At 70.5% G+C, this 24,673-nt stretch carries 19 protein-coding genes; 6 read left to right on the top strand and 13 right to left on the bottom strand.

Going from position 1 to position 24,673, the window contains the following annotated elements; all coding sequences use genetic code 11:
• From rpoZ to mihF, 3 genes are read right to left on the bottom strand one after another with little or no spacing between them, the layout of a single operon-like run.
• The gene (gene rpoZ / locus E4P42_RS10460) at window positions 1–321 is read right to left on the bottom strand and encodes a DNA-directed RNA polymerase subunit omega (RefSeq protein WP_135125866.1); all 321 of its coding nucleotides are present in this window, start codon (window positions 319–321) and stop codon (window positions 1–3) included.
• 58 nt (window positions 322–379) lie between these two features.
• Complete coding sequence (gene gmk / locus E4P42_RS10455; RefSeq protein WP_135125864.1) at window positions 380–976, bottom strand: guanylate kinase; 597 nt, start codon at window positions 974–976, stop codon at window positions 380–382.
• Window positions 977–986: 10 nt separating this feature from the next.
• On the bottom strand, window positions 987–1,304 hold the full coding sequence (mihF, locus tag E4P42_RS10450; protein WP_066831233.1) for an integration host factor, actinobacterial type: 318 nt from the start codon (window positions 1,302–1,304) through the stop codon (window positions 987–989).
• Window positions 1,305–1,773: 469 nt separating this feature from the next.
• Between mihF and E4P42_RS10445 the strand changes: the two genes are divergently transcribed.
• Entirely contained in the window at window positions 1,774–2,070 is a 297-nt protein-coding gene (locus E4P42_RS10445) for a hypothetical protein (protein WP_135125862.1), read from the top strand.
• A gap of 38 nt (window positions 2,071–2,108) precedes the next feature.
• On the opposite strand, the gene E4P42_RS10440 is transcribed toward E4P42_RS10445, so the two are convergent.
• Genes E4P42_RS10440 through pyrR form a run of 8 tightly spaced genes read right to left on the bottom strand, consistent with a single transcriptional unit; the run spans window position 2,109 to window position 11,221 of the window.
• Window positions 2,109–2,597: a hypothetical protein gene (locus tag E4P42_RS10440; RefSeq protein WP_135125860.1), complete on the bottom strand. Its 489-nt coding sequence runs from the start codon at window positions 2,595–2,597 to the stop codon at window positions 2,109–2,111.
• The gene (gene pyrF, locus E4P42_RS10435) at window positions 2,594–3,403 is read right to left on the bottom strand and encodes an orotidine-5'-phosphate decarboxylase (protein WP_135125858.1); all 810 of its coding nucleotides are present in this window, start codon (window positions 3,401–3,403) and stop codon (window positions 2,594–2,596) included. The genes E4P42_RS10440 and pyrF overlap by 4 nt, the downstream gene beginning before the upstream one ends.
• Window positions 3,404–3,405: 2 nt before the next feature.
• Window positions 3,406–6,744 carry a carbamoyl-phosphate synthase large subunit gene (gene carB, locus E4P42_RS10430; protein WP_135125856.1) on the bottom strand — a complete coding sequence of 1,113 codons (3,339 nt, stop codon included), beginning with the start codon at window positions 6,742–6,744 and terminating at the stop codon, window positions 3,406–3,408.
• Window positions 6,745–7,869, bottom strand: a complete 1,125-nt coding sequence (carA, locus tag E4P42_RS10425; protein ID WP_167759439.1) for a glutamine-hydrolyzing carbamoyl-phosphate synthase small subunit — start codon at window positions 7,867–7,869, stop codon at window positions 6,745–6,747. It abuts the gene before it with no gap.
• Window positions 7,866–8,366: a transporter gene (locus E4P42_RS10420; protein WP_135125852.1), complete on the bottom strand. Its 501-nt coding sequence runs from the start codon at window positions 8,364–8,366 to the stop codon at window positions 7,866–7,868. Before E4P42_RS10420 ends, carA begins: the two co-directional genes overlap by 4 nt.
• Entirely contained in the window at window positions 8,363–9,658 is a 1,296-nt protein-coding gene (locus E4P42_RS10415; RefSeq protein ID WP_135125850.1) for a dihydroorotase, read from the bottom strand. Before E4P42_RS10415 ends, E4P42_RS10420 begins: the two co-directional genes overlap by 4 nt.
• Window positions 9,655–10,605, bottom strand: a complete 951-nt coding sequence (locus E4P42_RS10410; RefSeq protein WP_135125848.1) for an aspartate carbamoyltransferase catalytic subunit — start codon at window positions 10,603–10,605, stop codon at window positions 9,655–9,657. The genes E4P42_RS10415 and E4P42_RS10410 overlap by 4 nt, the downstream gene beginning before the upstream one ends.
• 34 nt (window positions 10,606–10,639) lie before the next feature.
• Complete coding sequence (gene pyrR / locus E4P42_RS10405; RefSeq protein ID WP_135125846.1) at window positions 10,640–11,221, bottom strand: bifunctional pyr operon transcriptional regulator/uracil phosphoribosyltransferase PyrR; 582 nt, start codon at window positions 11,219–11,221, stop codon at window positions 10,640–10,642.
• Between the two features lie 112 nt (window positions 11,222–11,333).
• Between pyrR and E4P42_RS10400 the strand changes: the two genes are divergently transcribed.
• Both E4P42_RS10400 and E4P42_RS10395 read left to right on the top strand, forming a co-directional pair.
• Window positions 11,334–12,551, top strand: coding sequence for a serine hydrolase (locus E4P42_RS10400; protein WP_245233967.1), 1,218 nt, complete (start codon window positions 11,334–11,336; stop codon window positions 12,549–12,551).
• 36 nt (window positions 12,552–12,587) lie between these two features.
• Window positions 12,588–13,826, top strand: coding sequence for an FAD-dependent monooxygenase (locus tag E4P42_RS10395; protein ID WP_135125844.1), 1,239 nt, complete (start codon window positions 12,588–12,590; stop codon window positions 13,824–13,826).
• Here E4P42_RS10395 and E4P42_RS10390 read toward each other — a convergent pair.
• A complete protein-coding gene (locus E4P42_RS10390; protein ID WP_135125842.1) occupies window positions 13,787–18,157 on the bottom strand; it encodes a beta-propeller fold lactonase family protein in 4,371 nt (1,456 codons plus the stop codon). The genes E4P42_RS10395 and E4P42_RS10390 overlap by 40 nt on opposite strands.
• A 139-nt stretch (window positions 18,158–18,296) precedes the next feature.
• On the bottom strand, window positions 18,297–21,125 hold the full coding sequence (locus E4P42_RS10385) for a LuxR family transcriptional regulator (protein WP_135125840.1): 2,829 nt from the start codon (window positions 21,123–21,125) through the stop codon (window positions 18,297–18,299).
• 168 nt (window positions 21,126–21,293) lie between these two features.
• Between E4P42_RS10385 and E4P42_RS10380 the strand changes: the two genes are divergently transcribed.
• From E4P42_RS10380 to E4P42_RS10370, 3 genes are read left to right on the top strand one after another with little or no spacing between them, the layout of a single operon-like run.
• The gene (locus tag E4P42_RS10380; RefSeq protein ID WP_167759437.1) at window positions 21,294–22,253 is read left to right on the top strand and encodes an ABC transporter substrate-binding protein; all 960 of its coding nucleotides are present in this window, start codon (window positions 21,294–21,296) and stop codon (window positions 22,251–22,253) included.
• Entirely contained in the window at window positions 22,250–23,017 is a 768-nt protein-coding gene (locus tag E4P42_RS10375) for an ABC transporter ATP-binding protein (RefSeq protein WP_209305745.1), read from the top strand. Before E4P42_RS10380 ends, E4P42_RS10375 begins: the two co-directional genes overlap by 4 nt.
• Entirely contained in the window at window positions 23,014–24,555 is a 1,542-nt protein-coding gene (locus E4P42_RS10370; protein WP_135125836.1) for an ABC transporter permease, read from the top strand. The genes E4P42_RS10375 and E4P42_RS10370 overlap by 4 nt, the downstream gene beginning before the upstream one ends.
• Window positions 24,556–24,673 lie beyond the last annotated feature (118 nt).

The following is a 24,673-nucleotide window of genomic DNA, read 5'->3' as shown; positions in this document are numbered from 1 at the left end:
CTACTCGCCCTCGGTGTGCTCGAGCAGGTCGCCGTGGATCTCGCGCATCGCGATCGACAGCGGCTTCTCCTGCAGGCCGGGCTCGACGAGCGGGCCGACGTACTCGAGGATGCCGTCGCCGAGCTGGTTGTAATAGTCGTTGATCTGCCGGGCCCGCTTGGCGGCGTAGATCACCAGCGCGTACTTGCTCGACACTCGGTCCAGCAGATCGTCGATGGGCGGGTTGGTGATGCCCAGCGGCGTGTCATAGGCACCGGCCGACGAGTCGGTGGTCCGGTCGTCCACCGAGGTCAGCTGCGCGTCGGCATGCGGGGTGCTCACGTAAGAAATCTCCAAACGATGTGCGGGAAGTGAAAATTCACCTGGCTTCGGGGGCGTCTCAGGCCGGGTTGGAACCGGCCGACGTGTGGCCCACCAGCAAGGATACCAATTCTGAACAGGCAGATTCCAACTGGCTGTTCACCACCACCGCGTCGAAGTCGTCCTGAGCGGCCAATTCCGTGCGGGCGGTCGCCAGCCGGCGCGCCCGCACCTCCGCGGTCTCGGTGCCGCGGCCGACGAGCCGGCGCTCCAGGACCTCCCAGCTCGGGGGCGCCAGGAACACCGTCAGGGCCTCGGGCATGGCCTCCTTGACGGCGCGCGCACCGGCCAGATCGACTTCGATGAGAACGGGGCGACCCGCCGCGGTGGCCGCGCGCACGGGTTCGGCCGGGGTGCCCGAGCGGTGCAGACCGCCGTGGATGTCTGCCCATTCCAGGAGGGCTCCGGTGTCGATGAGCCGCTGGAACTCCTCCGCGGTGACGAAGGAGTAGTCGACTCCGTCCACCTCACCCGGGCGAGGCGCCCTGGTGGTGGCGGAGACGCTGAAGTGCAGGTCGGGAATCCGTTCGCGCAGGCAGCGCACCACGGTGGATTTCCCGACGGCTGAGGGGCCGGACAGGACAACGACCCGTCCGGCCCCTCTGCCGGCGCTCAACTGCGGGCGCCTAGGACTGGTCGAACTTTTCCAGCAGGGCCTTGCGCTGGCGGTCACCCAGACCCCGCAGGCGGCGGGTGGGAGCGATCTCCAGCTCGGTCATGATCTCCTGTGCCTTGACCTTGCCGACCTTGGGCAACGCCTCCAGCAGCGCGGAGACCTTCATCTTGCCCAGGACTTCGTCGGTCTCGGCGTCCTGGAGTACCTGCTTGAGGTTGGTGCCGCCGCGCTTCAGCCGATCCTTGAGCTCGGCACGCGCTCGACGTGCGGCAGCAGCCTTCTCCAACGCTGCCGCGCGCTGTTCGTCGGTCAACTGGGGAAGGGCCACGGGTTCCTCCGTCTCTGGCGATTTCTCGGCCATCTTCTCTGTCTCGGCTGGTGGAACCAGCCAGCGACGACGACCGTACCCACGCAGCCTGACGAAAGCTAACCCCACCCCCGCGTTCAGGAGCCAAAACCCCAGCGTGTAGTACTGCCCGGCGCTTCCGGCGGTCGGCGCGTCGACCGTCGCCCGATCCGAGGCTATCGGCTGAAACTCCAGGTCAGCTCGTTTTTCGCGCTGATCGCACGGAGATTCCCGTTGCATCACCGCCGTGAAGTACAGGTCGAGGGTTCGCGGACGTCCCCCGGAAACTTAAATTTTCCCTGGTCATGGCGTGTCGGGCGTGTCGAGCGGCGGCCGTCGCGCCTGCACAGCCGGTCCACATGCCGGCCACAGAGCCCGCCCACGTCCGCGCCATAGCGTCAGCCCCGGTGCGGCGGACGGCGTCGCACCGGCGAAGACAGGAGTATGGGCAATGAACGTGACACGGATTCTGGGCGCCTCAACGCTCGCGGCCGGTATCGGCGCGGCGGGGCTGTTCGGCGTCGGTCTCTCGACGGCGGCGGCCGACCCTGGACCGGCGTGCGGCCGGCCGGGCACCGCGGCGTGCGCACCTGCCCCGGGGCCGGGCGGGTGGCAGCAGCGCGGCATCGATCAGGCCCGCAACGACCACCAGCCGTTCAACTGGCAGGGGCGCCACGTGACGCCGATGCGGGCGGGGAACGGCGACGGGTGGGGTTTCTGGTTCCTCGGGCAGTGGATCCGGCTGTAGCGACCGGCGCAGGCGGGCCGTCGCGGCGGCCCGCCCGCTCAGCGCTTGATCTCCACCAACAGCACCCAGGAGTTGGCGGTCGCCGAGAAGAACCCGGCGACCACCCCGGCGGTCAGCCAGTACAACCCGCCGCCGGCCTGGGACAGTAACGAGACGGCCGCGGTCACGAACAGCAGCGCCGGCAGCAGCGGCACCAGGACCAGGTACAGCGTCCGCCCGCGGGAGCGGTTCCGGCGGTCATGGAGTCCGGAGGTCAACGCGCCGGCCGCCAGCACCAGCCCGATCATCCCGACCTCGGCGGCCAGCGCCCACAGCGGCTGCCCCGGGGTGGCGAGCAGAACCGTGATGAGCAGGATCGCGATCGTGAGGCCCAGCGTGACCGCCGCGCGGGCCGGCACGCCGCGGTGGGCCAGCACATCGGACAGGTTCAGCGACAGCCCCACGAACAACAACCCGGCGAGCGCGGCCGCCCCACCGGCGACGGTCTGCGCGAAGTCGGCCCAGGCGGCCGGGTCGTAGGCCGTCACGCCAGATACGCCACGGCGTCGCGAATCCGCTCCGCGGCCGAGCGTAGCGCCGCAACGTCCGGACCGGCCCGCAGCACCTCCCGCGACACCGCGGGCAGGAGCTGGCCGCGATGGGCTCCGCCCAGACCGGCCAGCGCGTCGGGCCGGCCACCCTGGACGCCCACCCCGGGCACCAGCACCGGACCGTCGAGCGCGCTCACGTCGGGCGGCTCGGTGACGGTGGCGCCGACGACCACCCCGACGGCACCCGGTCCATTCACCCGCCGGTTCTCCGCGGCGGCATCGTCGACGACCGACTGCGCGATGCTGCGCGCGCCGCTGGTGGCACGCTGCACCGTCGCCCCCTCCGGGTTGGAGGTGGCGGCGAGCACGAACACGCCCCGGCCATTCTCGGCGGCCATGTCGAGCAGCGGTCGCAGCGAGCCGAAACCGAGGTACGGCGACGCGGTCACCGCGTCGGCGGCCAGCGGCGAGTCCCCCGTCCAGGCGCGGGCGTAGGCCGCCATCGTTGAGCCGATGTCGCCGCGTTTGGCATCGGCCAGCACCAGCACACCCTCGGCCCGCAGCGCCGCTATGGTCTGCTCCAGCACCGCGAAGCCCGCCGACCCGAACGCCTCGTAGAACGCGACCTGCGGTTTGACGATCGCGAACCCGGCGAAGGCACGCACGCACACGTCGCTGAACCGGGCCAGCCCGTCGGCGTCGACCGGCAGCCCCCAGGCCTGGAGCAGTTCGGGGTGCGGGTCGATGCCCGGGCACAGCGGACCGCGGTCGGCGACCGCATCGGCCAGCCGGCGCCCGAACACCTCTAGTGCTCCAGCTCGCTGTGCAGCTCCTGCAGGCTCATGACGCCGATGTCGCCGCGGATCCCCGACTCGATGCCCTGCACCGCGGCCGAGGCGCCCTGCACCGTGGTGACACACGGGATGTTCATCGACACTGCCGCCGACCGGATCTCGTACCCGTCGATGCGCGGCCCCGAGTTGCCGTACGGGGTGTTGATCACCATGTCGACGTCACCGTCGCGGATCGCCTCGACCGCCGACTTCGCCGGCCTGCCCTCCCCCGGCTCCTCGAAGTGTTTACGCACCTCGTCACACGGAATGCCGTTGCGGCGCAGCATCTCTGCGGTGCCCTCGGTGGCCAGCACCCGGAAGCCGAGGTCGGCCAGCCGCTTGACCGGGAACACCAGCGAGCGCTTGTCGCGATTGGCCACCGAGACGAACACCGTGCCCTCGGCGGGCAGCGACCCGTAGGCGGCGGTCTGGCTCTTGGCGAACGCGCTGCCGAAATCGTGGTCGATGCCCATGACCTCGCCGGTCGACTTCATCTCCGGGCCCAGCAGCGAATCGATCTGGGAGCCGTCGGCACGCCGGAACCGATGGAACGGCAGGACGGCCTCCTTCACGGCGACCGGGGCGTTGCGCGCGGTGGTGGCGCCGTCACCGGTCGCGGCCAGCACCCCCTCCTCGCGCAGCTGCGCGATGGTGGCGCCGAGCATGACCCGGGCACACGCCTTCGCCAGCGGCACCGCGGTGGCCTTGGACACGAACGGCACGGTGCGGCTGGCCCGCGGATTGGCCTCCAGCACGTAGAGCACGTCGTCTTTGAGCGCGTACTGCACGTTGAGCAGGCCGACCACGCCGATCCCGTGGGCGATGGCCTCGGTGGCGCGCCGCACGTTCTCGATGTCGCTGCGCCCCAGCGTGACCGGCGGCAGCGCGCACGCCGAATCGCCGGAGTGGATGCCGGCCTCCTCGATGTGCTCCATGATGCCGCCGAGGTAGACCTCCGTGCCGTCGCACAGCGCGTCGACGTCGATCTCGATGGCGTCCTCGAGGAACCGGTCGACCAGCACCGGATGCTCGGGTGAGAGTTCGGTGGCCCGGGTGATGTACCCCTCGAGCGTCTGCTCGTCGTAGACGATCTCCATACCACGCCCGCCCAGCACGTAGGACGGCCGCACCAGCACCGGATAACCGATGTCGGCGGCGATGCGGCGCGCCTGGTCGAAGCTGGTGGCCAGGCCGAACCGCGGGGCGGGCAGCCCGGCGGTGGTGAGCACCTCGCCGAACGCGCCGCGGTCCTCGGCGAGGTCGATCGCCTTAGGGCTGGTGCCGACGATCGGCACCCCGGCCCGTTCGAGCCGTTCGGCCAGGCCCAGCGGGGTCTGCCCGCCCAGCTGCACGATCACCCCGACGACGCCGGGTCCACCTGCGCCGGACGCGGACTCGGCGTAATACACCTCGAGTACGTCCTCGAACGTCAGCGGCTCGAAGTACAGCCGGTCGGCGGTGTCGTAGTCGGTGGACACCGTCTCGGGGTTGCAGTTGACCATCACGGTCTCGAAGCCGGCATCGCTCAGCGTGGTCGCGGCATGCACGCAGCTGTAGTCGAATTCGATGCCCTGCCCGATGCGGTTGGGCCCCGAGCCGAGGATCAGCACCTTCGGTTTCTCGGCCTGCGGGGCGACCTCGGATTCCGCGGCGGGGTCGAGTTCGTAGCTGCTGTAGTGGTACGGCGTCTTGGCCTCGAATTCCGCGGCGCACGTGTCGACGGTCTTGAACACCGGGTGGATGCCCAGGCGCTGACGCAGGGCCCGCACCCCCATCTCGCCGGCGAGTTCGGGCCGCAGCGCGGCGATCTGGCCGTCCGACAGACCGCTGTTCTTCGCCCGCCGTAGCAGCACGCCGTCGAGCACCGGCGCCTCGAGCAGCTCGGCGCGCAACGCGACCAGCCCGGCGATCTGCTCGACGAACCACGGGTCGACACCGGAGGCCTCGGCCACCTGCTCGACGGTGCCGCCCAGCCGCAGCGCGAACTCGATGTCGTAGAGCCGCCCGTCGGTCGGGGTGCGCAGGTTCTCCAGCACCTCGTCGAGGGAGGAGACCGGATCGGGCGCGGTCCAGAAGCCGGCGCGGCCGGCCTCCAGCGAACGCATCACCTTGCCGAGCGCCTCGATGAAGTTGCGGCCCAGCGCCATCGCCTCGCCGACCGACTTCATCGTGGTGGTCAGGGTGCCGTCGGCGCCGGGGAACTTCTCGAACGCGAACCGGGGCGCCTTGACCACCACGTAGTCCAGCGTCGGCTCGAAGCAGGCCGGCGTCTCCTTGGTGATGTCGTTGAGGATCTCGTCGAGCGTGTAGCCGATCGCGAGCTTGGCGGCGATCTTGGCGATCGGGAAGCCGGTCGCCTTGGAGGCCAGCGCACTCGAACGCGACACCCGCGGGTTCATCTCGATGACGATGAGCCGGCCGTCGCGCGGGTTGACCGCGAATTGGATGTTGCAGCCGCCGGTGTCGACGCCGACCTCGCGCAGGATGTCGATGCCCAGGGTGCGCATCGTCTGGTACTCGCGGTCGGTGAGCGTCATCGCGGGGGCGACGGTCACCGAGTCGCCGGTGTGCACACCCATCGGGTCGAAATTCTCGATCGAGCACACCACCACGACATTGTCGTGGCGGTCGCGCATCAGTTCGAGCTCGTATTCTTTCCAGCCGTAGATCGATTCCTCGATCAGCACGTTGGCCGACGGGGAGGACGCCAGGCCGTGCCCGGCCATCCGCTCCACGTCCTCGGCGGAGTGCGCCATGCCCGAGCCCAACCCGCCCATCGTGAACGACGGTCGCACCACCACCGGCAGTCCGAGTTCGCCGACGGTCTCGCGCACCTCCTCCATCGTGAAACAGACGCGGCTGCGGGCGGATTCGCCGCCGACCTTGGCGACGATGTCCTTGAACTTCTGCCGGTCCTCGCCCCGCTGGATGGCGTCGAAGTCGGCGCCGATCATCTCGACGTCGTAGCGTTCGAGCGCCCCGTTCTCGTACAGCGAGACCGCGGTGTTCAGCGCGGTCTGCCCGCCCAGGGTGGCCAGCAGCGCGTCGATCTTGTTGCCGCGTTCGGCCTGCTGGGCGATCACCCGCTCGACGAAGTCCGGGGTGATCGGCTCGACGTAGGTGAAATCCGCGTACTCCGGATCGGTCATGATCGTGGCCGGGTTGGAGTTGATCAGCGTGACGGTCAGGCCCTCGGCGCGCAGCACCCGGCAGGCCTGGGTGCCGGAGTAGTCGAATTCGGCGGCCTGCCCGATGAGGATCGGCCCGGAGCCGATGACCAGGACGTGGTTGAGGTCAGTACGACGCGGCATCTAGTTCTTTCCCTCCATCTGCTCGACGAACTGGTCGAACAGGTAGTTGGCGTCACGCGGGCCGGCCGCCGCCTCCGGGTGGTACTGCACCGAGAAGGCCCGGCCGTCGACGAGCTTCACCCCTTCCACCGTGCCGTCGTTGGCGCAGGTGTGGCTGACGACCGCTGGACCGAACGGGGTGTCGAACCGCTCGCCGGCCTCCCCTTCCAGCGCGAAACCGTGGTTCTGCGCGGTGATCGCGACCTTGCCGGTGGCATGGTCCATCACCGGGATGTTGATGCCGCGGTGCCCGAACACCATCTTGTACGTGCCCCGGCCCAGCGCGCGACCCAGGATCTGGTTGCCGAAGCAGATGCCGAACACCGGGATCCCCGCGCCCAGCACCTCGCGGGTGACGCCGACGATGTGGTCGGCGGTCGCCGGATCCCCGGGCCCGTTGGACAGGAACACCCCATCCGGCTTCAGGTCGGCGATCTGCTCGAAGGTGGTGGCCGACGGCAGCACGTGGCTGCGGATGCCGCGACGGGCGAAGTTGCGGGGGGTGTTGGTCTTGATGCCGAGGTCGATCGCGGCGACCGTGAAGCGCGCCTCACCGTCGGGTTCGACGACGTAGATCGAATCGGTGCTGACCTGCCCGGCCAGATCTGCGCCCAGCATGCCGGGCTGGCTGCGCACCCGGTCGAGCAGCTCGTCGTGCCCGGCGAGCGCCTCCCCGCTGAACACCCCAGCCTTCATCGAGCCGCGGGTGCGCAGGTGACGCACCACCGCGCGGGTGTCGATGCCGGCGATGCCGACGATGCCCTGCCGCACCAGTTCGTCGTCCAGCGTGCCGGTGGCGCGCCAGTTCGACGCCCGCGGCGAGGGGTCGCGTACCGCGTATCCCGCCACCCAGATCTTGTCGCCGCGACTCTCGGCGTCCTCACCGTTCCAGCCGGTGTTGCCGATCTGCGGCGCCGTCGCGATCACGATCTGCCCGTGGTAGCTCGGATCGGTCAAAGTCTCCTGGTATCCCGACATCCCGGTCGAGAACACGGCCTCGCCGAGCGTCTGCCCGACGGCGCCGAACGGGACGCCGGTGAAGACCCGCCCGTCCTCCAGGACGAGCAGGGCCTCGCTGTTACTCACGCTACTTCCTCCAGCCAGCGGTCATACTTCGTGCGGTCGTCGCCGCGGAATCCGGTGTCGATCTCGGTGCCCGACGGCAGCCGCCACCGGATCGCCAAGATCCCTTCGTTCGTGAGGGCCTTACCCACCATGCCCTTCTCCGTGCGGATCGCCGTCACCGAGTCTGCCGGGATCCAGATCGGGCCGGCGCCGCTGCGCTGCAACATGATTCCCTCGGGATAGCGGGTCAGCACCGCCTTGGTGCGGTAGCCCAGGTCGCCGACGGCGATGCGGTCGTGCCAGCTCGGCACCAACGTGCTGCCGACGTAGATGCCCTTCATCGCCGGGATGATCGCCTCCCCGACGGTGTCGGGCAGCGGCGGCAGCGTCCCGATCAACTCCACCTGGCGCTCGGCGCGATGACGCCAGCCCCGCAGCATCGCCCGCATCAGCAGGCCGATGACCACGGCCAGGATCGCGGCCATGATCAGCGAGGCGATCAACGTCTGGGTATTCATTGGACCGGGCTCTTCCCGTCCCGCGCGGTGACCTTGCCCCGCAGCATCGTCAGCGTCACCACGGCAGGCAGCGTCATCTCCTCGAACGGGGTGTTGTCCGAGCGGCTGGCCAGATCGGCGCCGGTCACGGTCCACGTGGCGGCGGGATCGACGACGGTCAAGTTCGCCGGTTCCCCGACCTCGAGGGGACGGCCCTGGTCCGGGAGCCCGACGATGCGCGCGGGCGCCTCGCTCATCACCCGGGCCACGTCGCGCCAGCCCAGCAGGCCGGGCTCGACCATCGTCTGCACGACGACCGACAGCGCGGTCTGCAGCCCGAGCATGCCCGGGCGCGCGACGGCGAACTCGCAGCACTTCTCGTGCTCGGCGTGCGGCGCGTGATCGGTGGCCACACAGTCGATCACGCCGTCGGCCAGCGCCTGGCGCAGCGCCACCGCGTCGCTCGTCTCGCGCAGCGGCGGGTTGACCCGGTTGCGGCCGTCATAGGTGGCCAGCCGGGTGTCGTCGAGCAGCAAATGGTGCGGGGTCACCTCGGCGGTGATCGCGATGCCCTGCTCCTTGGCCCAGCGCAGCAGTTCGACGGTGCCCGCAGTCGACGCGTGGCAGATGTGGACCCGCGCACCGGCGTCGCGCGCCAGCAGCGCATCCCGGGCGACGATCGATTCCTCGGCCGCGCGCGGCCAGCCGGCCAGGCCGAGGCGTGCGGCGTTGGGCCCCTCGTGGGCCACGGCGCCGACGGTGAGCCGCGGTTCCTCCGCGTGCTGAGCGATCAGCACTCCGAGGCCCGAGGCGTACTCGAGCGCCCGCCGCATGACCAGCGGATCGTCGACGCAGACGCCGTCGTCGGAGAACATCCGCACCTGACCGGCACCGGCGGCCATCATGCCCATCTCGGTGAGCTGCTTACCGGCCAGGCCCATGGTGACCGCCCCGACCGGGTGCACGTCGACCAGCCCGACCTGCCGGCCGCGGTGCCACACGTGGTCGGTGACCACCGGGCTGTCGGCCACCGGATCGGTGTTGGCCATCGCGAACACCGCGGTGTAACCACCGAGAGCGGCCGCGGCCGAACCGGTTTCGATGTCCTCGGCGTACTCGCGGCCAGGTTCGCGCAGATGGGTGTGCAGGTCGACGAATCCGGGCAGCAGAAGCTGACCGCTCGCGTCGATGACGTCGTCGACGCCGTCGTCGTCCAGGCCGGCGCCGATGCCGGCGATCTGACCGTCGGCGACCAGCACGTCGACCGGCTCGCCCTCGCCATAGGGGCGAACCGCCCTGATGAGAAGTCTCATGCGCTGATCGCCTCCTGTTCGGCACCGACGAGCAGATGGAACAGCACCGCCATCCGGACGTGCACACCGTTCGAGACCTGTTGCAATACCGCTGATTGCGCAGAGTCGGCGACCGAGGAGGCGATCTCCATCCCGCGCAGCATGGGGCCGGGATGCAGCACCACCGCGGCGTCCGACAGGAGCGCCTGGCGCTTCTCCGACAGCCCGTAGCGCACCGAGTATTCGCGCGCCGACGGGAAGAACCCGCCGTTCATCCGCTCGGCCTGCACCCGCAGCATCAGGACCGCGTCGGCGGCGGGCAGCTCGGCGTCGAGATCGTGGGACACGGTGACCGGCCACTGGTCCACGCCGACCGGCAGCAGGGTCGGCGGCGCCACCAGCACCACCTCCGCGCCGAGCGTGTTGAGCAGCAGCACATTCGAACGCGCGACCCGGCTGTGCAGCACGTCGCCGACGATCACCACCCGCCGGCCGTCGATCCCGCCGAGCCGCTGGCGTAGCGTCAGCGCGTCGAGCAGCGCCTGGGTCGGGTGCTCGTGAGTGCCGTCGCCGGCATTGACGACGCTGGGCCCTCCGTGCTCGTCGAGCGTCCACTCCGCCAGCTGCTGCGCCGCCCCGGAGGCCGGGTGCCGGATGATCAGCGCGTCGGCCCCCGCCGCGCGCAACGTCAGTGCGGTGTCGCGTAGCGATTCCCCCTTCGAGACCGACGATCCCGACGCGCTGACGTTGATCACGTCGGCGCTCATCCACTTGCCCGCGACCTCGAACGACACCCGGGTGCGGGTGGAGTTCTCGTAGAACATCGTGATCACGGTGCGTCCGCGCAGCGTCGGCAGCTTCTTGACCTCGCGGCCCACCAGGGCCTGGCTGAAGCGGTCGGCGTCGTCGAGGATGGCCGTCGCCTCGTCGCGGCTCAGGTCCGCGGCGCTCAACAGGTGTCTGGTCACTAGCGCTGGGTCCTCTCGCTCTTCGCGCAGGCGCTCATCGCTGGGGCCCTCCGTGGGGGGCGATCCAGATGCCCTCGACGTCGTCGTTCTCGGCGAGGCGCACCTTGACGTTCTCGGTCCGCGAGGTCGGCACGTTCTTGCCGACGTAGTCGGCCCGCAGCGGCAGTTCGCGGTGGCCGCGGTCGACGAGGACGGCGAGCTGCACCGCCTTCGGGCGGCCGACGTCGCGCAGCGCGTCCAGCGCCGAGCGCACCGACCGGCCCGTGTAGAGGACGTCGTCGACCAGCACCACCAGGGCGCCGTCGATACCGCCCGGCGGGATCGAGGTGTCGGCCAGTGGGCGCGGCGGTTTGCTCGCCAGGTCGTCGCGGTACAGCGTGATGTCCAGTGCGCCCGCCGCCACCGCGACGCCGGAGAATTCGCGGATCTTGCCGGCCAGCCGGTCGGCCAGGGTGACGCCGCGGGTGGGGATGCCGAGCAGGATCACCCGCGGCGCGTCGGTGTCGCCGTCCAGGGCGGTCTTCTCGATGATCTGATGCGCGATACGGGCAATGGTGCGGTTCACGTCCGCCGCCGTCATCAATTCCCGGTCGGGGGTGGTGTCAGGACTGCCCACGCGCGATCCAGACCTCCTTCTCCGCCTCGCGGGACGGATCGTTAAAGGATGCCAAGCTGCAGGCAGCCTACCAGGCAGGCGCATGCGCCCCCGCCGTGGTTAGCCTGTCTTGGTGACTCTGGCAGGGAACTTGGCGGGCAATCAGGCATCCATCCGTGAGGCCGTCGACGGTGGGCTGCTCTCCGGCGCCGTCACCCTGGTGTGGCAGGGCGGCCGGGTCCTACAGGTCAACGAACTCGGCCACCGCGACATCGAGGCGCGGCTGCCCATGCAGCGCGACACGATCTTCCGCATCGCGTCGATGACCAAACCCGTCACCGTCGCCGCTGCCATGGCACTGGTCGACGCGGGCCGGCTCGCGCTGACCGACCCGGTGACCACCTGGCTGCCGGAGTTGGCCGACATGCGGGTGCTCGACACCCCGGGTGGACCGCTGGACAAGACGCATCCGGCCCGCCGGCCGATCACCGTCGACGATCTGATGACCCACCGCAGCGGGCTGGCCTACTTCTTCTCCGTCGTCGGCCCGCTGGCCCGCGCGTACGGACGAATCTCGGCCAAGCAGCACCCCGACGCGTGGCTCGCCGAGATCGCGGCGCTGCCATTGCAGCACCAGCCGGGCGACCGCATGACCTACAGCAACGCCACCGACGTGCTCGGCATCTTGCTGGAACGCATCGAGGGTAAGTCGCTGCAGGAGGTGCTGACCGAGCGGGTGCTGGGCCCGCTCGGCATGGCCGACACCGCGTTCTACGTCGCCTCGCGCAACCGCGGCCGGGTCGCGACCATGTACAAGCTCACCGCGGACAACACGCTCAGCCATGACGCGATGGGCCCGCCGCCGGTCAGCGCACCGCCGTTCTGCATGGGCGGGGCGAATCTGTTCTCCACCGCCGACGACTACCTGCGATTCGCCCGGATGCTGCTCGCCGGCGGCGAACTCGACGGGGTGCGGGTGCTCTCGGAGGAGTCGGTGCGGCTCATGCGCGCCGACCGACTGACCACCGAGCAGAAACGGCACCCGTTCCTGGGCATGCCGTTCTGGTTGGGCCGCGGCTTCGGGCTGAACCTGTCGGTGGTGACCGATCCGGCGAAGTCGCGCCAGCTGTTCGGACCGGGCGGCGAGGGCACCTTCAGCTGGCCGGGCGCATACGGCACCTGGTGGCAGGCCGATCCGACCGCGGACCTCATCGTGATCTACCTGATCCAGAACTTCCCGAACCTGGGCGCCGACGCCGCGGCCGCGGTCGCAGGCAACACCTCGCTGATGAAGCTGCAGTCCGTTCAGCCGAAGTTCGTACGACGGACGTACGCCGCGCTCGGTCATTGACCCCGGTGGGGCGGCCGCGCGGCTAACCTGTGGGCCATGGCCTCACCGACCGTGCTCATCAGCGGCGCCGGGATCGCCGGTCCCGGACTCGCATTGTGGTTGACCCGCAACGGATTCCGGGTCGTCATCGTCGAGAGTGCACCGGATATCCGGCCGGGCGGGCAGACCGTGGACCTGCGCGGCGCCGGCGCCGACGTGGTCGAGCGCATGGGTCTGCTGGCCGAGATGAAGGACCGTGCGCTGTTCCAGCGCGGTATCGCCTGGGTGCGGGCCGACGGCACCAGACGCGCCGAGATGCCGGTCACCGCCTTCGACGGCAACGGCCTGGTGTCGAAACTGGAGATCCTGCGCGGCGACCTTGTCGACGTGCTCTATCAGGCCACCAAAAACAGCTGCGAGTACCGCTTCGGCACGCGGGTCACCGCGCTGGCCGAGGACGCCGGCGGCGTCGACGTGACCTTCAGCGACGGCAGCGAGATGCGCGCCGACCTGGTGGTGGGGGCCGACGGCCCGCACTCGGCGGTGCGCCGCCTCGCGTTCGGCCCCGAGGAGGAGTACGTCAGCCCGCTCGGCGGGTACAACGCCTGGTTCTCCGCCCCCGACACCGCGGGCCTGGACGGGTGGTACCTGCTGTACCAGGCGGCCGGCGGCCTCAACGCGTCGATGCGGCCGTCGCACGATCCGGACATGGTCAAGGCCAGCCTGTCGTTCCAATCCGCACCGATCGACTACGACCGCCGCGACCTCGATGCCCAGCGGCGCATCCTGCGGGAGCGGTTCACCGGCGCGGGCTGGCAGTGTGACGCGCTGCTCGACGCCGCCGACCGGGCCGACGACTTCTACTTCGACTCGTTCGCACAGGTGAAGATGCCGGCCTGGTCGTCGGGGCGGATGACGCTGGTCGGTGACGCCGGCTACTGCGCATCGCCACTGTCGGGGATGGGCACCAGCCTGGCGCTGGTCGGCGGCTATCTGCTGGCCGGGGAGCTCGGCCCGGCCGGGGACTCGCTGAGCCCGCAGCGGATCAACCTCGCGCTCGGCCGCTACGGCAAGCTGATGCGCCCGTACGTCGAGCGCTGTCAGCGCCTGAACAACACGCTGGACCGCTACGCGCCGATGAGCGAGAAGGACATCGCCGACAACGCGTGGGCGATGAAATGGATGCAGCGCTGGCCGTTCCGGCTGATCGCCGGGCCGCTGTGGTTCCGCACCGCCGAGTCGATCACGCTGCCGGACTACACCAGGGCGGACGCGTCGCCCGGCGTCACCGCGTAGACGGTGTCGTCGTCGAAGTCGGTGACGTACACCGAGCCGTCGGCGCCGACGGCGATGAACCGGGTGAAGTAACCGTCACCGTAGAACGTGAGCTGCCGGTATGTGCTCGCGCTGGAGAGGTCCGTGGTGAATCCTCCCGCGATGGTGTTCGTCGTCGTGTCGAGCATCGTCACGGATTTGCCGTCCCAACCGGTCACATAGGCCGTCCGCCCGTCGGCGCTCAGCGTGATGTCCTGCGCACCGGAGGGAATCGTCACGTCGGCGGCCGGAGTGTAGGCGCCCGACGCCGGGTCGACGTCGAACACCGCCACGGCGGTGTAGCCTCCCGTCACCAACCAGTTGCGGCCCTGCGAATCCGTGATGAACATCCCGGAGCTGTGCCCGCCGGTGCCGCGCGCGACGGTGGTGGCGGCATACGTGACGTAGACCCGTCTGCCGTCCTGGCTCACCGCCACGTTGTACGTGTTCTCGGTGAATGCGCTTTGCATGCTGTCGAGATTCCACTGCGGGCCCACCTGGATGTCGCGAACCGTCATGGTGGTCGTGTCGATCACGGCGAGGGTGGGTGCCTGGAAATAGCTGTGGTGCGTCCCGTAAAGCCACCGCCCGTCCGCGCTGAGGGTGAGATCGCTGAACGAGCCGATCGCATTCGTGGAAACGACGGTGTAGTTCAGTCGATCCGCGGTCTGGAGCACCGTCACGGTGCCGTCCGTTGCCGTGACATACACCCGATCGCCGCTCGCACCGGTGCGGCACGCGGCGATCTCGGTGACGTAGTTGGGTAGCTCGCCGATCTCGGGGTTGAACGACGGCTGCACCGGAACGGCTACCGTCGTCACCACCCGCCCGCTCACCGTGTCGACGACCGTCACGGTGTTGTCCTCGGCGTTGGTGACGTAGAGCCGGTCGCCGGTGGGGTTGAGCGTCAGGCTCAACGGGGACCGCCCGACCTCGATGGTTCCGACCACCGTGTTGGACGCCGTGTCGATCACCGATACCGCGTTACTGCCGGTGTTGACGACGTAGGCCCGGCGCGCGTCACCGCTGAGCACCACGCCACTGGGGCCGTCGCCGACCGTGACGGGCGTGGTGGTGACGGCCTGGTTCGCCGCCCCGATCGGCACCCGGACGGTGACGTCGACCGAGTACTGCGTGTCGGTGACGCGGACGACGAATGTATCGGTCACCGGGCCGCCGGTGGCGACGCGCTCGCGAGCCTCCTGCGACGGCGTGTAGACGTAGCTGCCGTTGTAGGCGACCGTCACCCCACCGTGCGTCGGCGCCGCGGTGACGGTGTAGGTCAACGGGTTCCGGTCGGGGTCGGTGACGTTCAGATTCCCGGTCACATCGCCGTTGGCGAGACTCGGCTCGCTGACGGTCGGGAGCGCCGAGGCCACGGGCGCGCGGTTGGCAGGTGCGATGGGCACCGTCACGGGGATCGCGATCGACGTCGATCCGTCACTGACCGTCACCGAGAAGGTGTCGGTATCGGTGACCGAGGTCTGCAGCGTCAGATCGCGGGCGACCTGGGTGGGGGTGTACCGGTACAGGCGGTGCTCCTGCGACCACAACTCCACTGTCCCGTTCGCGGTCTGCAGTGTCGACGGGAGGATCAGAGGGTCACCGTCCGGATCACTGACGTTCAGGACGAACGTGCCGACTCCGGTGATCGGATCGGGGTCGCCCACGGACGGCGGAGCCCACATCACCGGTGCTCGATTCGTCGAGGGCGAGATCGCGACCGTGAGGCTGACGTCCCTGACGCCGCCGAGCGGGTCGACAGCGCGCACCGTGAAGGTGTCGGACGTGATGCCGTTGGGCTGGGCCGCCTGTTCCCGCGCGGCCTGCGTCGGCACATACGTGTAGCGACCCGTCGACGTGATGGTCACACTGCCGCGGGCGGGTCCGGTGACGACGCTGTAGGTCAGTCGGTCGCCGTCCGGATCGATCACGTTCAGACCGCCGCTCACCGCGCCGGTGGACGGGATCACGGGATCCATCGAGGGCGCCGAAGCGCTGATGGGAGCGGTGTTTCCGCGCGCGAGCGCGACCACGCGCACCGTGCGGTCGGCCGCATCGGTGACGTAGACGCGTGATCCGTCGGCGCTCAGTGTCAGCGTGTGGGCGCTGCTCTCTGCGCTGGAGTCGACGGTGACGGTGCGCACCACCGCGTGGGTCCGGGTGTCGATCACCGACACGGTGTCCGGACCATTGGCCACGAACGCCACGGCGCCGTCTTTGCTGAACGCGATCGACGTGGGCGCCGAACCGACCCGGATGTCGAGGCCGCTGCCGGACGGATCGGCGTCGATCCGCTGGGAGGTCGCGGTGTCGATCACCGATACCGTGCCGCTGCCCGAGTTGACGACGAACAGCCGGGCGCCGTCGGGGCTGACCGCCAAGGCGGCCGGCGACGACCCCACCCGGATGTCGAGCGACGAACTCCCCGGGTCGGCGTCGATCCGCTTCAGCGTCGTCGTGTTGATCACCGACACCGTGCCACTGCCCCGGTTGGCGACGAAGAGCCGGTCTCCGTTGCCGCTGAGTGTCATTGCGGCCGGCGAGGACCCCACCCGGATGTCGAGCGACGAACTCCCCGGGTCGGCGTCGATCCGCTTCAGCGTCGCGGTGTCGATCACCGACACCGTGCCACTGCCCCGGTTCGCCACGTAGAGCCGGTCACCGTTGGGGCTCAGTTGGAGCGCACTCGGCAGGGAGCCGACCGTGATGTCCATCGACGACGAGGTGGGGTTGGCGTCGATTCGCTGATAGGTGTCGGTACGGATGACCGAGACGGTCCCGCTTCCGGCGTTCGCCACGTAGAGCCGGTCGCCCTTCGGGCTCAGCGCGAGCGCGCCGGGCGACGACCCCACGCGGATCGCGTCGACCGTCGAGGTTGCGGTGTTCACGTCGATCACCCGTCCGGTGGCGGTGTCGATCACCGACACCGTTCCGCTCGCCGTGTTCGCCACATACATCCGCGTGTCGCCGGGCGCGGTACTCACCACCACACCCGACGGGGAGCCACCCACCGCGATCGGGGTCTGGCTCGTGGGCCGCAGGGGTGAGACATAGACGGACACGATGGTGGTCGTCGTCTGTTGACCGTCGCTGACGGCGACGGCGAAGGTGTCGGTGTCGGCGTTCGCGGTCGTGTCGGCGGCCAATCGCGCTGCGAGCGAAGGCGTATAGGCGTAGGAGCCGGTCGCGGTGTTCATCGTCACGGTGCCCCTGGTGGTCGTCCACGTCGACGGTCCTGTCGCCGCTGCGCCGGTGACGGTGTAGGTCAACGCGGACCCGTCGGGGTCGGTCGCGGCGATGCCACCGGTCACCACGCCGCTGACCGGATCGGGCACGCCGATCGGCTGAACGGGGACGACCGGTGCGGCGACCGTCGTCGTGAGCGACGAAAAGGTCTGCGCCGCAACCGGAGCGAACGCATCATCCGTCACGGGTTGGCCGAACTTCCGGCTCCGCACCAGCGCTGCCACCGCCCATCCGATCGGGGAGTCGATCGGGGTGACCGGCGTGTTGCCGGCCACCGGGCCGAACCCGAAGGACGCCAGCATGGCGCGTACCAGGTTCGCCGCGGTCACGCGGTGGTCGGCGGCCGGTGCAGCCGTGACCGCCTCGGGGCGATCCGGTGGAGTCGGACCGGGCATCGAGAGCGTGGCCGCCGTCGTCGCCGGCCCTGGGGTCAGAGAAGGGGCCGACGGTGTCGCCGTCGCCCGCGGCAGGTCCACTCGAGTGGCGACCCCCGCGCGGATCGACCGCTCCGGCAGCCGCTGATGTGGCCGGTCGAGCGGCCGCGTCGTCGGCGACTCCGCGGCGTCGACCTCGGCGACCCACCGCTCGGATGCGCGCCGGCCGTCCGCCCGCTCGGGAGCGGAAACGGTGACGGCGCCGCCCGCCCGCACACCCGGATCGTGGTTGACACCGCCGGATCCGGCGGGAGGATTTTCGACCAGCGGTGAGTCGTCCTCGTCGACGCCGTCCTCGTCGTCGGCAACGGGTTCGTCGTCGCCCACCCCGTTTTCCTCTTCGTCCTCGTTATCGTCCTCGTCGATCGTGTCCCCGCTCCCCTCGTCGTCGACCGCCTCTTCGTCATCGTCGTCCGGGTCAGCCGTATCAGCTGCCCGCGTCCCAGTCGCCGCACCGCCGGAGGACGCCGACGACGCGTCGTCGGCGGTCGCGGTGGAGGTGTCATTCGTCGTCCCCGCCGACGAATCCGGCTGTGCCCATGCGGCCCCCGGCGTGGCAGCGACGGCGGTCCCGACCCCGAGCGCGACCGCCAACGCACCGACCCGCCCCACATACCTGGCGCAGTTCATCCGGCCCCTCCTCCCCTCCCACCGCCCTGCCCGACCGGCGGTGCGGCGACTGAGTACGAGTTGAAGTCTTGTCCCGCGCAACTGCTCCGGCCAGAGCCGGCGACCGAAGTATCGACCGAAGACTTTTCTCGCGATGCGGTCAGTTCGCCAACGCCGTGGCGAGTTCGTGCCGTGACCGGATCCCGAGCTTGGCGTACGCGTTGGACAGGTGTAGTTCGACGGTCCTGAGCGTCACGAACATCGACTGCGCGATCTCCTTGTTGCTGACACCGGATGCGGCGAGTTCGACGATGCGCCGCTCACTGGCGGTCAGGGCGTCGGCGCCCGTGCCGGCACGACGGCGTGGCCTTCCGCCCGCCGCCCGCAACTCCCGCTCCGCCCGGTCCGCGAGCGGTGTGGCGCCACACCGGTGGGCGAGATCCATCCCGTCGCGCAGCACCGGCCGGGCGCGGGCCGTCTGCCCGTCGCCGCGCAGGGCCGACCCGAGGTCGACGTAGGCCTGCGCGCGCCACAGCAGCGCCGGCGACTCGGCGAGCGTGTCGGCGGCCCGGCGGAGCAGTTCGATCCCGCGTGCTCCACCGGACGCCACGCCGCTGATCCGCAGTGCCGCGCCGATCCGGCGGCGGGACTGCGCGGCGAGTGCCGCCGAGAGAGCGTGCTCCGCCACGGCGCGGGCGCCTTCGGCGTCACCCTGCGCGCGCAGCACGTCGAACAGCGCGACCTCGGCGTCGGCGGCCCACGGGAACATGCCCCGACTGGATCGCATGCGCGCCAGCGCATCCAGGAGATCCAGGCGGGCGCGGACATGGTCGCCGAGCGCCGCACGGCACCGCCCGCGGGCGATCAGCGGAAGAACTGAGAACAGCGTCGGAGCGAGGTCACCGTCCATTCCCTTCTGCGCGAGCAGCGCCTCCCCTTCCCCGGCCCGGCCCTGATCTGCGAGCGAGTCCAGCACCACGACCAACCCCGGCGACTTGGTGTAGTCGACGGTCATACCGTGCAGATCCACCGACGTCCGGGCGTCGGTCTCCGCGCCGCGCAAGTCACCCCTGCGGTGCCGCGCCAGCCCCCGCAGCCACAACGCCCTGGCCAACCACTGCAGCGATCCGTTGCCCTCGGCATGCCGGATCGCCCGGGACAGGATGTGTTCGGCGACCTCGTAGCGCTCGGCCTCCACCAGGCAGATCGTGACATTCGTCCGCCACAGCGGATGTCCGCCGGCGCTCACCAGGGCGGGGTGGGCGGCCGCCTGCTCGGCGAGATCACCCGCCATGTGAAGGGGTCCGCCCTCCAGCGCACGCCGCGCGACGAACGACCGCAGCAGGCACTCCGCGGCGGTGAGTGCGGGCAGGTCCGCGACGCGGTCGGCTTCATTCTCGAAACGGACGGGCAGGTCGGGGTTCAGCAGCAGCGCGCCCAGCCTGGCCGCCTCCAATTCCAGCGCGGCCTCGCGATCGTGGGCCCGCACGTCGGCGGCGGCCTCCTCGTACAGCGGCAACTGCTCGCGCTGGCGGCGCGCGTCGGGATGCGTCGTCCAGGCCAGTGCGATGTAGGCGCGGGCACGGCCGAGCGGGTCCGAGGCGGTCTGCCCGGCCCGGCGCAGGTGTCCGGGCGCATCGTCATCCCCGATCTCGTGTTCGGCCATCCCGAGCTCGAACAGCACCGCAGGCAGTTCCTTGTCGCCCGGCGGTTCGTCGAGGGCACGGCGCAGCAGGGCGACCGCGGTGTCCGGCGCTCCCCCGGCCATCGCGGCGCGTGCCGCTTCGCGCAGCACATCGACGACGTCCGGGTCACCGCTCGGATCGGTGACCATCAGATGCACCGCGACCGCGCCGGGATCGGCGTGCCGATCGGCCAGCAGCCGGGCGGCCCTGGCGTGCAGGTCCGCCCGTTGCGCGGTGCTCATCTCCTCGTAGATCGCGGTACGCACGATCGGGTGGGTGAACCGCAGCGGATCACCGGGCCCGAACACCGCGAGGTCCACCAGGCCGGCCGCGATGACCCGCGCGGTCCTCGGCGTCACCTCGGCGAGCCGCGCACACAGCGCGAGCCCGCCGTCACCACCCAGAACCGCAACCGCACGGGCGAGCGCGGGCGCCTGAGGGTGCAACCGGCTCACCCGCAGCAGGACCGCCGCAGCGATCCGGTCGGGCGCCACCTGATCGACCGCCCCGGGATCGATGGCATCCGGAGACCTCCTCTCGCGGACGAATTCGCCCAGCAGCTCCGACAGGAGGAACGGATTCCCACCGGTCGCCTCGGCACACGCCCAGCACAGTTCGTCGCTGGCGGTCGCACCCAGCCGGGACCGCACCAGGCGCGCGACCGCCGTCGCGCTCAACGGCTGCGGCCGCAGGATCACCGGCCCCGTCTCGTACATCAGCGAACCCAGCACGGGACGATGCCGGTCCGAACCGGTACGCACCGTCAGCACCATCAACGCCGGCAATCCGCCCAGCCGATGCGCCAGGTGCAGCAGGAACCGCAGCGACGGCTCGTCGGCCCAGTGGGCGTCATCGACCGTCAATACGACCGGCCCTCGCTCGGTGAGGTTGGCGACCAGCCAGTACAGACCGTGCAGGGTGGCGAAGGCGACATCGCCGGAATCCTTCACGGCCGCGACGTCGGAGAACACGGGCTCTGCCAACCGCGCCGCCCCGGCGAGCAATCGGGCACGCTCGGCATCGCCCACACCGACCAGCGCCCGCTCGAGCAACTGGCGCACCACCCCGAATCCGAAATCGCGTTCGACTTCGCCACCTCGCGCGCTGTAGACGCTGAGACCGGACGCGTGCGCCCGGTGGCGGAGCCGGTCGATGAGCATCGTCTTGCCGATGCCGGCGGGACCCTCGATCGCCAGAACCCCGCCCGCGCCCGCGCGGGTCCGCGCGAGAGCGTCATCGAGCGCCGCGAGGTCGTACTCACGGTCGAACAGCGGGCTCTGCTCAGGGGGATGGGGGCCGGCCATCGCGTTCCATCACAGCATGGGGGAACCGCCCGGTGCACGAATCGGCGTGATCTACGGTTCTGCGTCTGCCCTGACCGAAACCTGCGAGAATCGTCGCCGGATCGAGCGCTGGGGGTGCCACCGATCATGTTTCGCGCTGCAATCGCACGCCGCGCCGTCAATGTCGCTGTGTCCGTGGCATTCCTGGTGACGTCGTGCGGGACAGCGGCTCCCCCGGACGCGACCTCGACCGCCGACGGCGCGCCGAAAGTCTTGCGGGTGGCGATGTTCGCCGCCGGCAACACACTGCCGGTTCAGGTGGCGCTGACCCACGGCATCTTCGAACGGCACGGCCTGCGCGTGCAATTGACCGAGGGCCCCGATCTCCCGGTATTCATGGCGGCACTCGCCAAGGATCAGTACGACATCGTGATGAGCAATCCGAGTCTGGTGCTGATCGGCGCCGACAAGGGCATCGACCTGCAGATCGTATCCGGTCTCCAGCGCTCCTCCCGGCAGCGTCCCAACGCCGTGTGGATCAGTCGGGACTCGGGTGTCGACGCGCTCGCCGAGTTGCGCGGACAGGCCATCGCCGTGCCGTCGCTGACGGGGATCATCGCCGATGCGGTCACCTATCTGCTGCAGGAGGAGGGGATGAGTCGCGATGACGTCCGCTTCGTGCAGACGCCATTCCCGACCATGGGCGACCAACTCTCCGCGGGCAATGCGGACGCCGCCGTGGCCACCATCCCGTTCAGTTCGGCGATCGGCGCGCGCGGATTCCGTCTTCATGACGATGTCATCGTCGAGGCGGTGCGCAAGGCCAGCGGCGGTGCCGTCGACGTGGCCATCACGACGGTGTGGACGGCGGCGCGTTCATTCGGTACCGAGGACCCCGACGTCGTCCGCGCCTGGCGGTCCTCGCTGCGCGAGGCCATCGAACTGCTCTACCGCGACGAGACCAACGCCCGCCGAATGATGCAGGAGTGGCTCGGGCTCCCACCCCAGGTCGTCGAACGCGCACCGCTGCCCGACTGGGGCGTTGACATCACGGCCGCGGACCTCGAACCCTACGTCGCGATCTCCAGGGCGGTCGGGGCGACCGACACCGAACCCGACGTGGACGCGCTCGTGTGGCGCGAGCCGTGACAGCGGCGCTCTACCGGCTCGATGAGGTGTCCGTCCACCTCGGGAACCCCGACCATGCGGTACTCGCCGATGTCAGCCTCGAGATTGACGCCGGCGAGATCGTCAGCGTCGTCGGCCGATCAGGTGTCGGAAAGACCACCCTGGTGCGGGTCATGGGTGGTCTGATCGGAAGTGACTCGGGGACAGTCAGTTTCGACGGCACCCCGGTGAGCGGGCCGCCGGACGGCGTCGTCGTGGTGTTCCAGGACTACGGCAACGCGCTGCTGCCGTGGCGCACCGTGGCGCGCAACGTGGCGCTCGGGATCGAGAGCCGGGTGGATCCGCCGGAACGACGGCGGCGCATCGAGGAGGCCCTGGCCGACGTCGGCCTGGCCGACCACCGGTCGGCCTACCCGTGGCAGCTGTCGGGCGGCATGGCCCAGCGCGTGCAGATCGCGCGAGCACTCGCGTTGCGACCCAAGGTGCTGTTGATGGACGAGCCGTTCGGCGCGCTCGACGCGATCACCAAGGCCGCGCTGCAGGATCTGCTGCTCGACATCGCCGACCGGACCGGGGCCACCGTCGTATTCGTCACGCACGACCTCGACGAGGCGATCTACCTCAGCGACCGGGTGATGGTGCTGTGCGGACGGCCCGGACGCGTCGGGCTCACCGTGACCACGGGCCTGCCGCGGCCCCGCGGTCAGCTCACGACTCGGGAGCTGCCGGCGTATATGCGCACCCGGCACCGCATCGGCGAGGCGCTGCGGGAGGAGCCGGTGTGAGGGCCGGTGGCGCCTGGGTGCCGATCGCGATGCTCGCCGGCTGGCAGGCGTTGTCCTCGGCCGGTGTGCTGACCTACGACTACCTTCCGGCCCCTACCGAGATCGCGACCGCGCTGCTGGCGCTGGCGCAGTCCGGTGCGCTGGCCGACGCGGCGGGCCACACGCTGACGGTGGCGCTTGCGGCGGCGCTGATCGCGATCGTCGCCGGGGGGTCGGCCGGGTTGGCGGTCGGACTGTCGCCGGTGCTGAGCGGCCATGTGCTGGCCAGCGTCGATGTCCTGCGGACGGTGCCCGCGGTGGCGCTGGTTCCGGTGGCGGTGTTGACGCTCGGGCCCACCATCACCGCCGAACTCGCCGTGGCGGTGTACGCCGGGCTGTGGCCGGTGCTGATCAGCACTGCCGCCGGTGTCGCGGCGGTCCCGGCGGGGCATCACGACGCCGCCCGTACTCTTCGTCTGCGCCGCAGTCAGGTGGTGCGCAAGGTCGTCGTTCCGGCGGCGGTGCCCGCCTGGCTGGTCGGCGCGCGGATGAGCGCAGTGGTGGCGTTACTCGTGGCCATCGTCGCCGAGATGCTGACGACTCCGCGGGGACTGGGCGGCGCGCTGGTCGAATCGCTCAATGCGCTGGCCCCGCAACAGATGTGGGCCTACGTCGCGGTGTGCGGTGCCATCGGCTTCCTGCTCAACGCCACACTGCGCCGCCTGGGACGCGCGGCATTCCCCGCGATCCCGCTGACAACCGGGCGGGACGTTGGTGTCCTCACCGAGCCGGGACTGTCGGCACCGCAGTCGGCGGTCCGCGGACTGGTCCCGCTGGCGGCGCTGTTGCTCGCCTGGCAGGTCGCGGCGCCTCCGCAGTCCCTGTTCTGGCCGCCGCCCAGCGAGTGGCTCCGGGCACTGACGGGCCTGGTAGACGCCGGGGCGCTGCTGCCGGCCGCCGCCGAGACCGTGTCGACGTACGTGGTGGGGCTGGCCGCCGCCGCCCTGTGCGGGGGGCTGGCCGGGGTGGCCGTCGGGTGGTCCCGGCGCGCCGACCGGGCGCTGACGCCAACCCTCGACTTCCTCGCCGCCGTGCCCGCCGCGGCGCTGGTTCCCGTGGTCGTGCTGCTCCTCGGGCCGGGGCGGGTCGCCGGGGTCGTCCTGGTGGCGGTCGTGGTCTCGTGGCCGGTATTGCTCAGCACGGCGACGGCCACGCGGGGCGTTCCCACGGTCCGGCGGGAGATGGCGCGCACGCTGGGTCTCTCACCCCTCGGCCGCTGGCTGCGGGTGGTGTTGCCGTCGATCACTCCCGGGGGCCTGCTGGGCCTGCGGCTGGCGTCGGGACTCGCGCTGATCGTCACTCTGCTGGCCGACATCTTCGGCGCGGGCGGCGGTATCGGCCGGCTCCTGGTGATCAGCCAGCAGCAGTTCGACGCCGCAGCGGCCTGGGGCCTGGTGTCCGTCGTCGGCGCCTTCGGTTACCTGAGCAGCGCGGTGATCGGGCTGATCGGCCGACGTGCGCTGGCCCGCCGCGGAGTCGTGGACGCGCTCAGCCGATAGCGCGCGACACCACCCGGCGCTCGCGGTGACCGGCGACGCGAAACCCGTCGTGGGCGCTGCGGCGCGACATGATGAACGACCGCGAGGTCGGGGTCACGCAGGTACACCCGGGCCGCGT

This window comes from Mycobacterium sp. PS03-16, assembly GCF_004570325.1.
Lineage (GTDB): Bacteria > Actinomycetota > Actinomycetes > Mycobacteriales > Mycobacteriaceae > Mycobacterium.
The sequence above is the reverse complement of the archived record's forward strand: the minus strand, read 5'-3'. Positions and strand labels throughout refer to the sequence as shown.